12 protein-coding genes are annotated in these 12,300 nt (G+C 67.5%); 8 read left to right on the forward strand and 4 right to left on the reverse strand.

Going from position 1 to position 12,300, the window contains the following annotated elements:
* Positions 1 to 125: 125 nt before the first annotated feature.
* The 6 genes from BLR21_RS14790 to BLR21_RS14810 all read left to right on the forward strand — a co-directional run bounded on the left by BLR21_RS14790 (position 126) and on the right by BLR21_RS14810 (position 4,734).
* Complete coding sequence (locus BLR21_RS14790) at positions 126 to 1,088, forward strand: DUF6923 family protein (RefSeq protein ID WP_143027724.1); 963 nt, start codon at positions 126 to 128, stop codon at positions 1,086 to 1,088.
* Positions 1,089 to 1,297: 209 nt separating this feature from the next.
* Positions 1,298 to 1,465, forward strand: a complete 168-nt coding sequence (locus BLR21_RS42500; protein ID WP_176929635.1) for a hypothetical protein — start codon at positions 1,298 to 1,300, stop codon at positions 1,463 to 1,465.
* Positions 1,466 to 1,609: 144 nt separating this feature from the next.
* Complete coding sequence (locus tag BLR21_RS14795; RefSeq protein ID WP_090006386.1) at positions 1,610 to 2,038, forward strand: CBS domain-containing protein; 429 nt, start codon at positions 1,610 to 1,612, stop codon at positions 2,036 to 2,038.
* A gap of 39 nt (positions 2,039 to 2,077) precedes the next feature.
* A complete protein-coding gene (locus BLR21_RS14800; RefSeq protein WP_256334681.1) occupies positions 2,078 to 3,019 on the forward strand; it encodes an MBL fold metallo-hydrolase in 942 nt (313 codons plus the stop codon).
* 106 nt (positions 3,020 to 3,125) lie between these two features.
* Positions 3,126 to 4,091 (forward strand): DUF3500 domain-containing protein, encoded by a 966-nt coding sequence (locus BLR21_RS14805; protein WP_090006387.1) that lies wholly within the window; start codon positions 3,126 to 3,128, stop codon positions 4,089 to 4,091.
* 13 nt (positions 4,092 to 4,104) lie between these two features.
* Positions 4,105 to 4,734 carry an endonuclease V gene (locus tag BLR21_RS14810; RefSeq protein ID WP_090006388.1) on the forward strand — a complete coding sequence of 210 codons (630 nt, stop codon included), beginning with the start codon at positions 4,105 to 4,107 and terminating at the stop codon, positions 4,732 to 4,734.
* Here BLR21_RS14810 and lspA read toward each other — a convergent pair.
* A complete protein-coding gene (gene lspA, locus BLR21_RS14815; protein WP_256334682.1) occupies positions 4,706 to 5,398 on the reverse strand; it encodes a signal peptidase II in 693 nt (230 codons plus the stop codon). The two genes, BLR21_RS14810 and lspA, sit on opposite strands and share 29 nt — an antisense overlap.
* A 46-nt stretch (positions 5,399 to 5,444) precedes the next feature.
* On the reverse strand, positions 5,445 to 6,755 hold the full coding sequence (locus tag BLR21_RS14820) for a 6-phospho-beta-glucosidase (RefSeq protein ID WP_090006389.1): 1,311 nt from the start codon (positions 6,753 to 6,755) through the stop codon (positions 5,445 to 5,447).
* A 288-nt stretch (positions 6,756 to 7,043) separates the two neighbouring features.
* Here BLR21_RS14820 and BLR21_RS14825 point away from each other — a divergent pair, with 288 nt between their 5' ends.
* On the forward strand, positions 7,044 to 9,068 hold the full coding sequence (locus BLR21_RS14825) for a helicase domain-containing protein (RefSeq protein ID WP_276526492.1): 2,025 nt from the start codon (positions 7,044 to 7,046) through the stop codon (positions 9,066 to 9,068).
* Here the strand turns inward: BLR21_RS14825 and cutA are convergent.
* Positions 9,051 to 9,365, reverse strand: a complete 315-nt coding sequence (gene cutA, locus BLR21_RS14830; RefSeq protein ID WP_176929636.1) for a divalent-cation tolerance protein CutA — start codon at positions 9,363 to 9,365, stop codon at positions 9,051 to 9,053. The genes BLR21_RS14825 and cutA overlap by 18 nt on opposite strands.
* Entirely contained in the window at positions 9,362 to 10,363 is a 1,002-nt protein-coding gene (gene add, locus BLR21_RS14835; RefSeq protein WP_256334683.1) for an adenosine deaminase, read from the reverse strand. The genes cutA and add overlap by 4 nt, the downstream gene beginning before the upstream one ends.
* A 107-nt stretch (positions 10,364 to 10,470) precedes the next feature.
* Here add and BLR21_RS14840 point away from each other — a divergent pair, with 107 nt between their 5' ends.
* The gene (locus BLR21_RS14840) at positions 10,471 to 12,270 is read left to right on the forward strand and encodes a Xaa-Pro dipeptidyl-peptidase (protein WP_090006390.1); all 1,800 of its coding nucleotides are present in this window, start codon (positions 10,471 to 10,473) and stop codon (positions 12,268 to 12,270) included.
* Positions 12,271 to 12,300: the final 30 nt, after the last annotated feature.

The raw sequence follows: 12,300 nt of genomic DNA on the forward strand, positions 1-12,300 counted from the left end.
TTTCCACGCCGTTCACCAGCGCCGTTGCTCAAGCCGCGCCGCCGAACTGTGACGCTTATCAAGTACGTTCATCCCATCGTGGAGACTTTTCGACGTTCACGAAAGTGGACGTGTCATCCGGTGGAGTGACTGAAGTGGCCCGCCTGGACTACGCGGTGAACGCACTGGGGTACTCGTCGGCGCTGGGCCGTTTGGTTGGACTTACGTCCAAGGGCCACCGCTGGTGGAAGAACCCGTCGCACGTCGTGCTGATCGATACCAAGGGAGTGGTCAACGACCTCGGACCCGTTGACGCGCACTGGTTCCGCACCGACGACGTGTCGGCGGGCGCGGTCGTCGGCACCACGTTCTACGTGCGTGACCACGCCCGGCTGCACGCCATCGACATCGACCCGGAGAGCCCGTCGTATCTCAAGATCGTGCGCACCGTGGTGCTGGACTGGCCCGCCCTGACGCTCGACGACTTCACCGTCGACCCGTCGAGCGGGAAGCTGACCGGGGTGTCGGCCGCGGGCTGGGGGCCGGGTGAGGTCGTGTCGTTCGACCCGGCGACCGGGCGGGTGCTGAGCAAGGCGGAGATCGCCAACCTGCCCGGCACGTCCACCTTTGGCGCCGTGCTGATCGACTCTGCCGGCACCGTCTACGCCATCAACAACGGCTACAAGGGCCGCGGCCGCGTCTACCGCATCACGGGCACTGCGGCGGTGGAGCTCTCGACGGGCCCGCAAATGGGCATGATCGACGCGGCGGGCTGCCTGCCGAACCCGATGCCGCCGCGCGTCGAACCTCCCGCACCCCGCCCCGAGGTGCCGCCGCCCCCGCTCGTTCCTCCCGCGCCGATCCCGGCTCCGGCTCCGGCGCCCGCACCGGTCGTGCCGCCGCCTTCGCCCATCACGGCCACGCCGCCGCCCGTTCCGCCGCGGCAACCGGTGCCGGTGCGTGCCGCACGTCAGAGGCCCGAGCCCCGCAAGGATCTTCCGCTCGACCCGGAGACCACGCCGATGACCAAGTCCCGCAAGTGGGCGATGGTCACCGTCATCCTCGTGATGCTCGGCGCCGGAGCGGCCGCCGCGCGGGCCCGGGGTTAGAACTCGGCTTAATTCGGTTGGCACCAGGCGGCAGCGTCGGTAGCGTTGCGGACATGCTCTTCATCTGATGAAGCCCCGCAGCGCTCTCGACGCTGCCCCTTCGCGACCTCGTCGTCGCGCGCGTCTCCGGTGACCCATGCGCGGGTCCATCTCTCACGGCCGTCTTTCGCCGTGTCCTTTGCACGCCCTCTTCGCGAGGAGGCTTTCGCATGCCTGACACCACCCAACCCCAGCCCGAGCCGGGCAACCGCGCTGCGCGACGTGCGCAGAAGCGGGGCAAGCAGGACCAGAACACGCACTTCCAGCTGCCGCAGCAGCGGGTGCCGATGGTCCATCCGCGCCAGTTCGCGACCCGTCGCCGCGGAGGATCCGCGTAGCCGACGCCGAACCAGGCGCGACACCAGCAGAGGACGTGGCCGAACGGTCACGTCCTCTGCTCCCTTCGTGGGCTTGGCCTCCCGTTCTGTCCGAATCCGATCTAGCCTGAGTTGCTACCGGACCGACAGGATCGGAGGCGCCAGGTGAGGATCGCTGACGTTTTGCGGACCAAGGGATCGGCGGTCGCGACAATCGACCCGGACGTACCGGTGTCCGAACTGCTCAGAGCGCTCGCCGAACACAACATCGGCGCGATCGTCGTCGTCGGTTCTTCCGGCGTGGCGGGGATCGTGTCGGAGCGCGACGTGGTGCGCCGGCTGCACGAGGTCGGTGCCGGCCTGCTGTCTTCACCCGTGTCGGCGATCATGACCGCCGACGTCTTCACCTGTTCGCCGTCGGACACGGTGGACAGTCTCACGGTCGTGATGACCGAGCGGCGCTTCCGCCACGTACCCGTGCTGTCCGACGGGCAACTGGTCGGGATCGTCAGCATCGGCGACGTGGTGAAGAGCCGGATCGGACAGCTCGAGCAATCACAGAACCAGCTGCAGGCCTACATCGCCCAAGGCTGACCGGCGGCGGACACGGGACCCCTCAGTAGGCTGGATCGGGTGAAACCTTCTCCTGACCGGCCCGAACTCCTCCCAGAACTGGTGGAGGTCGCACCAGGGGTCCACGCCTACATCCAGCCCGACGGGTCCTGGATGATCAACAACACCGGCATCGTCGTCGGCTCAGATGACACGCTGCTGCTCGTGGACACCACGTCCACCGAGGCACGCAACCGCGCGTTGCTCGCCTCGGTGGCGTCGGTGTGTCCCGCGGCCCCGAGCTACGTGATCAACACCCACCACCACGGCGACCACACCTTCGGCAACTGGCTCATGCCACCCTCGACCGTGATTGTCGGCCACGAGGCATGCCGCGAAGAGGTGCTCGCCGCCGGCCTGCTCGCCGCGCAGGTCCTGACCGGCCCGGACTACGGCCACATCGAGGTCCGCCCGCCGTCGCTCACCTACAGCACCTCGCTGACGCTGTACCTGGGCACGCGCGTGGTCGAACTGCACCACCCCGGCCCAGCGCACACCCGCGGCGACACCATCGCGTGGCTCCCGGCAGAGCGCGTCCTGTTCACCGGCGACCTGGTCTTCGCGGGCGGCCAGCCGTTCCTCGCCGAGGGCAGCATCCACGGCTACCTGTCAGCACTCGAGTTCCTGCGTGCATTCAACGCCGACGTGGTCGTCCCCGGTCACGGTCCGCTGCTGCGCGGTCCCGAGATCGCTCGTGTTCTCGACGACCTGGTCGCCTACACGACCTACCTCTCGGAACTGGCCACGTCCGGCCATGCCTCCGGCAAGACTCCGATGGAAGCCGTCCGGGAGGCGGGAGAGTCGCGCTTCTCGTCGTGGCAGGAGTCCGAACGCCTGGTCGGCAACCTTCACCGCGCCTACCACGAGATCGACGGCAAGCCGCTCTCCGAACGCCTCGAACTGCCTCGCGTGTGGATGGACATGATGGAGCTCCACGGCGGCCCCATCGCCTGCCACGCCTGACGCCAACCAATATATTGCGCTCGTGGCTGTCGACGACGCACCTCCGCCGCGTGGCCAGAACCCGCTACCTGCTGCTTCACGACCTCAAGGCCTATAAGTTCGAATCATGCTACACGACGTCGCCGACGCCACGCACCGATATATTAGTTTGCTCGCCGCTGACCAGCGCGAACACGCGATTCGTGCGGTCACCGACGACGACCTGAGGCACCGCTGGGCGTATACACCCGGTACACGCCCCGGACTCGCGCTAGGTGAGCTCCAGCGAGACCAGCGCAAGGCGGTGCACGGCATGCTCGCGACGGTGCTCAGCCCACACGCTTATGCGCAGGCGGCAGCGGTGATGGCATTGGAAGACGTGCTCGACCACCGCGAAGGCGGGAACCGTGATCGGCACAACGGCGACTTCTGGACGGTGCTCTTCGGCACGCCCGGCGGCGACGATCCGTGGGGTTGGCGCGTCGAAGGACACCACCTGTCGGTGAACGTCGTCGTCGCCGGCGGCCATGTCTCGGCGACACCGTTCTTCCTGGGTGCGAACCCGGCTCGCGTCACCTACCGCGGCCGTGTCGTAGGTCAGCCACTGCGGCTGGAGGAGGAACTCGCCCGCGAACTCCTGGACCGCATGGGCCCGACCGCCCGCCGCCTGGCCGTCGTCTCGGACACCGCCCCCGACGACATCCGCAGCGGCAACTCACCGCGAATCAACCTGTCCGAACCGATCGGCGTCACGCCGGCCCAACTCGGCAAACCAGCTGCGGAGCTGCTCGTCGACATCGTCCGCTTCTACCTCGACCGGCTCTCCTACGAACTGGCCGACGAGGAGTTCGCCCAGATCGACCCGGAGCGCCTGCACTTCTCGTGGGAAGGCTCGCTGCGCCGAGGCGAAGGCCACTACTACCGCGTCCAGGGCCCGGACCTGCTCATCGAGTACGACAACACGGCCAACGAGGCCAATCACGTCCACACGGTCTGGCGCCGCCATTCAGGTGACTTCGGCGACGACCTGCTCGCCGCCCACTACGAGGAGTCACGGCACACTGTCGTCCGTGGAATGGCCCAGAACGGTTGACGACGCTGTCGCGATGCAAGAACGCCTGCGCAGCCAGGTGATCACCACAAGTGCCCCTGACCTGCGCATAGACATCGTCGCGGGCTTGGACGTCGGCTACCGTAGCAATGACTCGGTTGCGGGCGTCTGCGTGGTGTTCGATGCAAAGACGCTGGTCGTCCTCGACGAGGTGGTGGTCGAGGACACGACGGACTTTCCCTACATCGCCGGGCTGTTCGCGTTCCGCGAGATGCCAGTCCTGCTGCGAGCCCTCGATCAGGTGACCCTCGCGCCCGACCTGTTGGTCGCGGACGGTCAGGGCCTCGCGCATCCCCGCCGGTTCGGTCTGGCGTGCCATCTCGGTGTGCAGACCGGCATCCCGAGCATCGGTGTCGCGAAGAACCCGATGGGCACGTTCGAGCAGCCCGGCCACGCCCGCGGGTCGATGAGCGAGCTCGTCATGGACGGTGACGACGGCGACGAGGTCGTCGGTAGGGCCCTGCGCACGCAGGACGGCGTGAAGCCGGTCTTCGTGTCGGTCGGCCACAAGATCGACTTGGACCGTGCGTGCGCCGAAGTGCTGCGTCTGGCCCCGCGCTACCGGCTGCCAGAGACGACCCGCCGCGCTGACACGCTCACTCGGCAGGTTGCTTCGTCGGGGTGAAGCTCAGCAGCACGAGCAGGATCGCGCCGCAGACCAGCGCGATGTCCGCGACGTTGCCGACGAACCAGCCGTTGTAGTCGAGGAAGTCGACGACGTGCCCGCGCGCGAAGCCCGGCGGCCGGAACAGCCGGTCGAGCAGGTGCGTCGTCGCGCCGCCGAGCATCAACGCGAGCGCGGCCGCCCGCAGCCCCGTCTGCGGCTGCATGCCGTACCGCGCGAGCAGTACGACGGCGACGGCCGCGACGATGGTGAAGATCCACGTCGATCCCGCGCCGATCGAGAACGCGGCACCGGGGTTGTAGAGGAGCCTGAGTTGCAGGAACTCCCCGAGCACGGGAATGGGCGCGCGGCCGGTCAGCGCGCTCTCGGCCCAGAACTTTGTGGCCTGGTCCAGCAGCAGCACGAGCACTGCGATGCCCATGACGAGTGGCACGCGGCGAGAGGTGGTGGTGTCCATTTGCGGACGAGCGTAGTTAAGGACACCACCACTCGGCATCAGACCCTCGTCACTTCGTGAACGCTTCGACGTCGTCGACACGAGTTGGAAGATGCCGCGCTCGTTCGCGACGTCGTCCGTCGCGATGTGCTCCACGAACCGGAACGAGATGGTCACCGAGCTGCCGTGGTCAGCGAGCTCGCCGAACCACTTCTCCGTCTGGTCCACGAACCTGGGCGAACCCGAGCACCCTGCTTCACCGGGCCCGCGCGGATCAGCTCCGGCGAGTACAGGCCGCGGGGAAGACTCCGGACAGGAGCGGATGCGCGTCGACGATCTTGCGGGCGATGCTCACGGAGTCAACGAGCGGATGCAGCGCCAACGCTTTCACCGCATGTGTGCGCTCACCGCTGATGGCGGCCTTGATGGTGGCGCGTTCGACGACCTTGAGCGCGGTCACGAGTCCGACGCCCTCGTCCGGCACCTGGCTGACCGAGACGGGCCGCGCGCCGTTCGCGTCGACAAGGCTCGGCACCTCGATGATGGCGTCCGCGTCCAGACACGCCAACGTCGTCTTGTTGGGCACGTTGAGGATCAAGGTGGCTCGATTGCCGGACGCGATGGCGTGCATCAGGTCGAGGGCGACCCGTTCGTAACCTCCGCCGTCGAGGTCGTCGCTGTCGCGTTCGTCCTCGCGGGTCTCGGCCATGTACGTCTGCTCGCGTTCGAGACGGGTCCGCTCCCAGCTCTCCCACGAAGGAGCCGCGTAGAACCGCTTCTGCTGTTCCAGGAGGAACGCCCCGCGCGACGCACCGGCCTCCACTGCCTCACGCGTGAAGTAGTAGTAGTGCAGGTACTCGTTCGGAATGGCACCCAACGTCCGCAGCCACTCCGAGCCGAAGAGCTTGCCCTCCTCGAACGACTCGAGCCGCTCGGTGTCCGCTAGCAGATCCGGCAGCACGTCCCGCCCGTGCACGTGGACGCCCCGCAGCCAGCCGAGGTGGTTGAGGCCGGCGTAGTCGAGCCACGCGTCCGCGAGATCGGTGCCGACCGCCCGCGCGACCCGCTTGCCGAGGCCGACGGGTGAGTCGCAGATGCCGATGACGCGACTGCCAAGGTGTGCCGCCATCGCCTCGGTGACCATGCCGGCGGGATTCGTGAAGTTGATGACCCATGCGTCCGGCGCGTGCACGGATATACGGCGCGCGATGTCGAGCGCGACGGGCACGGTACGCAGACCGTATGCAACGCCGCCGGCGCCGACTGTCTCCTGTCCGAGCACACCACAGCTCGCCGCGACGCTCTCGTCGGCCGCGCGCCCGTCGAGCCCGCCGACGCGGATCGCGGAGAACACGAAGTCCGCCCCGCGCAACGCCCCGTCGAGGTCGGTCGACGCCGTCACCTCCGGCGCATCCGATATATCAGTCGCGAGTTCGGCGAGAACGCCTCCGATCGCGGACAGCCGGGCAGCGTCAAGATCGTGCAGCACGACCTCCGTCACGCGACCGGGTGAGCGATCGGCGAGCAGCGCGCGATAGACGAGCGGCACGCGGAAGCCACCCCCGCCCAGGATGACCAGCTTCATGCCTTCACCACATCCATTCAGCCTCTTCCGCAGTGGTGGCCGCTTCGCTGAAGCCTACATTTCCGGATGCGGTCGACGGCGAATCACTGGACGTTCGGCAGTCGGACCGCTGGCGAGCGGATGCAGAGCCTGTGAACTCTGGTCGGGCCCGCTGACCAGGCCGATCGCCTTCGTCGCGGGCTCTCGCAAAGGGTGCCGCGCACGACTGAAGTGTGATAAAAAGAATGGCTTTGGATTTTCGGAATGAATTTTCCGGGAAGATAGAAAGATTGTATCACAGGGGGCAAGGTGTTGGCGAGCGAACAGGCACGGATCACCTCTCTGTATGAAAGGCTCGACAAAGAACGGAACAAAGCGGCCGCCGAACTTGCGGCCGCGCTGCGGGACGCCGTCACCCCGCGACTGGACCGCGAGGCCACCGTCGAGGTGCTGACCAGGGAAGTGGGGAAGTACCGCGCGGCGGAGGCAGGGTTGTGCTTCGGTCGCATCGACTCGGAGAACGGCGACTGCACCTACATCGGACGAGTCGGGCTGTTCGACGACGACTTCGAACCGTTGCTGCTGGACTGGCGAGCGCCTGCGGCGCGTCCGTTCTACACGGCGACCGCAGCGAACCCGGAAGGTGTCGTACTACGGCGGCACTTCCGTGTTCGTGACCGGGAGCTGTGCGACTTCCACGACGACGAACTGCTGACCGACGCGACCGCACTGCTCGACGCCCTCAACGCGCCGCGGACCGCGACGATGCGCGACATCGTCTCGACCATCCAGGCCGAGCAGGACGAGATCATCCGCTATTCGGGCCCCAGCGTGCTGGTGATCGAAGGTGGTCCGGGCACGGGCAAGACCGCCGTGGCCCTGCATCGAGTGGCATACCTGCTGTATACGCGCCGTGAACGCCTGTCGCGCCACGGAGTGCTGATCGTCGGCCCGAACACCGGCTTCCTTCACTACGTCGGCGACGTCCTGCCGTCGCTGGGGGAGACCGACGTCGTGTTCGCGACACCCGGCGAGCTGTATCCCGGCATCGTCACCGACGTCGAGGACACCCCGGCGTTGCAACGGCTGAAAGGCGATATATCAGTTCTGGATCTGCTGGCCGTCGCCGTCGCCGACCGGCAGGAACTTCCCGACGAGACCATCGAGATCGAGCTGGAGGACGTCGTCGTCCCGCTCGACGCGCACGTCGCCGCCGTCGCGCGGGAGAAGACGCGTTACTACGGACTGCCGCACAACGCCGCGCGCAAGTACTTCTTCCTCGCGCTCGCCGAGGAACTCGTCGCGCCGGCGATGCGGCTGATCGGTGTCGACTGGCCGGAGATCGAGGAGGACGTCCGGCAGGAACTCCGCCGCAGCCCCGCGTTGCGCGACGCCGTCGACAGGCTGTGGCCGCTGCTCACACCGGAACAGTTGCTCGCCGACCTGTACGACGGCCGCTGCTTCCGGATCGGCGCACCGGAACTGCACCGGCCCGATGCCGAAGCGTGGACGGTCTCCGACGTGCCATTGCTGGACGAGCTCGCCGACCTGCTCGGGTCCGACGGAGCCCCGGAGCGCGCGGCGAGGAGAGAAGAGGAGGAACAGCTCGAATACGCGCGCGGCGTCATGGACGTCCTGTCCATCGACAGGCGCGCGGACTCCGACGAGTACATCGTCACGGACTTCGTCAACGCCGAGGTGCTGGCCGCCCGGCACGAGGTCCGCGACCAGCGCACCCTTGCCGAACGAGCCGCCGACGATCGCACGTGGACCTTTGGTCACGTCGTCGTGGACGAGGCACAGGAACTGTCCGCGATGGACTGGCGTGTGCTCCTGCGCCGGTGCCCGAACAGGTCCATGACCGTCGTCGGCGACCTGGCCCAGCGCCAGGCCGCGGGCGGCGTCCGAAGCTGGGGATCGGTGTTCGACCGCTTCACCTACCGCAGGCTGGAGGTCAACTACCGCACCCCCGGCGAGATCATGGCCATCGCTACCCCGGTACTGAAGCTCGTCGACCCCGACGCGTCGGCGCCGGTGTCGGTGCGCAAGGCCGGAGTGCGTCCGTGGGCCCGCCGCGTAACTGATATATCGGCGGCCGTGCGCGACGAACTCGACGCGCACGCCGATGCGTGCAACGAACGCACGATCGCCGTCATCGGCGAAGGCTGGATGCCGCCACGAGCGGCGAAGGGCCTGGAGTTCGACGTCGTCCTCGTCGTCGAACCTCAACGCATGTCGTCCAGCGAGCTGTACGTGGCGCTGACGAGGGCGACCCAACGGCTCGGCGTCCTGCACACCGAGCCGTTGCCACGTCACCTACGAGGTCTCCTCTGAGACCCATGTGAGGTAGTCGTCGTTGCCCCCGACCACGGGGGTGACGACGACCTCTGGCACCTCATAGTTGTGATTCGCCTTGATGTGCGCGACCAGTTCGTCCACGCGGATGGCAGACGTCTTCACGACGCACTGCCATTCGTCGTCGATGCGCACCTCGCCGTCCCACCGGTAGACACTGCGAATCGGCACGATCTGTACGCACGCGCCAAGCCGCGCCTCGACGATGCCTCTTGCCAGGGCCTCGGCAGCCCCGGCGGAGTCGACCGTCGTCGTCACCACACTCGCATCGCTCACAGGGCGTCGATCTCCTTCAGCAGCTGGTCCTTCAGTTCGGCGGGCGCGTACGACGCCCGCACGGCCGCCCGTGCGAGGCCGGCGAGTTCGTCGCGGCCGAACCCGAACCGCTCGTGGCACAGCAGGTACTCGCGGTCGAGATCGGTGTGGAACATGCCGGGGTCGTCGGTGCTGATCGTCACCGGTACGCCGGCCTCCACGAGCCGTGGCAACGGATGCTGGTCCAGCGACATCACGGCGCCCGTGCGGATGTTCGACGTCGGGCACACCTCCACCACGATGCCCTCGTCGGCGAGATGCCGCACCAGGTCCGGGTCCTGCACCGCGCTGACGCCGTGCCCGATTCGTTCGGCACGCAGCTCGCGCAGCGCGGCCCAGATCTCGCTGGGCGGCGTCGTCTCACCGGCGTGCGGCACCATGTGCAGCCCGGCGTCGCGTGCCATCGCGAACGCCTCACGGAACTTCGTCCTCGGCGAGTCCGACTCGAATCCGCCCAGTCCGAACCCGACCAGCCCCTCGGGCCGGTACTCGGTCGCGAACCGAGCGCTCGTCATGCCCCAGTCACCGTCCCAGGTGCCGGGAACGTCGAAGATCCACTGCAGCGTCACACCGTGCACGGCGAGCGCCTCGTCACGGCCTGCCTTCAACGCCTCGACGAGTTCGTCGGCCGCGATGCCCGCCCGCAGGTGGCTGGTCGCGCTGATCGTCAGCTCTGCGTATCGGATATTGGTCCGTGCGGCGTCACGCGCGTATCCGACGATGAGCGTGCGGACGTCCTCGCCGGTGGTGACGAGGTCGTTGACGATGCCGTACACGGTGATGAAGTGGCGGAAGTCCCTGAACTCGTAGAACTTCCGCAAAGCGGCCTCGTCGGTCGGCACTCGCCCGCCCGGGTGGTTGCGCGCGAGCGCGAGAACGGTGTCGACGGAGGCCGCGCCCACGAGGTGGACGTGCAGTTCGGCCTTCGGCAACGCGTGGACGAAGTCGGAAATGTGCACGGTCCATGCTCTCAGGTCAAGGGCCGTTAGACGGGTGACATGTCTTGCAGTCAAAGGAGAGGGTGCAGGGCGATCCCTGTCTCTGGCTTCCGCATTGGGGGTGCCTCGTGAGGGGCGCACGAAGAGTTGCACTGCTGACAGCGGTGCTGGTTCTGCCATTCCTGCCCACGACGGCCCAAGCCGCCGAGGGGCCGGTGTTCAAGGACGGCGAGGCGCAACCCGTCTTCGATCCGAAGGACGTGGTCAAGGAGAGCCTCTGGGTCCGGGCACCGGTCGACAGCGACCGCGACGGCAAGGACGACGAGGTCTACACCGAGGTCGTCCGGCCACGCGCCACCGAACGCGGTCTCAAGGTCCCCGTCGTCTACATGGTCAGCCCGTACTTCTCCGGCGGTAACGACGTTGCCAACCACAACGTCGACGTCGAGTTGTACGTGCCGGACAAGCGCAAAGGCCGTTTGCTCAAGGCCTCCTCCGACGAACGCATCACCGCCGCCCTCGGCCCGAACCCGATCACATCGGGTCGTTACGAGGCCTACTTCATCGCACGTGGATACGCCGTCGTCTACGCCGAGTCGCTCGGCACCGGCAAGTCGACGGGCTGCCCGACGACGGGCGACGTCAACGAAACGATCGGTGCGCGTGTCGTCGTCGACTGGCTCAACGGCCGTGCGACCGCACGCACCGCCACGGGCGAAGCCATCAAGGCGACCTGGTCGACCGGCAAGACCGGAATGATGGGCGTCTCCTACAACGGAACGCTGCCCAACGCCGTCGCCTCGACCGGTGTGCGCGGCCTCGAAGCCATCGTGCCGATCGCCGCGATCTCCAGCTGGTATGACTACTACCGCGCGGACGGCGCCGTCGTCGCACCCGGCACGTTCCAGGGCGAGGACGCCGACGTGCTCGCCGAGTACGTCTACACGCGCGCGGACAGGGAGATCTGCAAGCCGATCATCGCCGAGATCGCGAAGGACCAGGACCGCGTCACCGGCGACTACAGCCGGTTCTGGGACAAGCGCAACTACATGAACGACGTCCGCAAGGTCCGTGCGGCCGTGCTGGCGGTGCACGGGCTCAACGACTGGAACGTCAAGATGACGCACGTCGAGCAGTGGTACTCGGCGTTGAAGAAGGTCGGTGCGCCGCACAAGATCTGGCTGCACCAGTCCGGGCACACGGACGCCGACACGCTGCGTTCGGTCGAGTGGCGGCGCACGCTCAACCGCTGGTTCACCCAGTACCTGTGGGGTCACCGCAACGGCGTCGACAAGGAGCCGAAGGCGACGCTGCAGCGCGAGGACAAGACGTGGGTCGACGAGAAGGACTGGCCGGCTCCCGGCACGTCCGACGTGCGGCTGCGGCTGTCCGCGGGCGGGTCGACCAAGGGTGGCCTCGGGGTTCTGCCAGGCCGCGGTGTCGAGAAGCTGACCGACGACGCGACGAAGACTGCTGAGTCGTTGATCGACCTGGCGACCTCGCCGAACCGTCTTTCCTACACGTCGGAGCCGGCGAAGAAGCCGGTGCGGTTGTCGGGCAAGTCGACGGCGAACCTGCGGGTCGCGTTCGACCGGCCCGCGGCGAACGTGACGACGCTGCTTGTCGACCGTGCGCCGGATGGCAGGTCGCACGTCATCACGCGTGGTTCGACCGACCCGCAGAACCGGGAGCGGCCGGACAAGACGTCGCCGATCAAGCCCGGCAAGTTCTACGACGTCGAGGTGCCGATCGTGCCGGACGACTACGTCCTGCAGGCCGGTCACCGGCTCGAGTTCGTCGTGATCTCCAGCGACTACGACTACACGCTGCGCCCGCAGCCGGGTGCCGGCCTGTCGCTGGACCTCACCCGGACGTCGGTGGAACTGCCGGTCGTCGGCGGCTGGCGCTCCGTTTTCCAGTCGTTCTGACGTGTCGCCGCGCTTCGGTCCCCTGGGGCC

The sequence above is a fragment of the Lentzea albidocapillata subsp. violacea genome, assembly GCF_900100275.1.
Lineage (GTDB): Bacteria > Actinomycetota > Actinomycetes > Mycobacteriales > Pseudonocardiaceae > Lentzea > Lentzea violacea.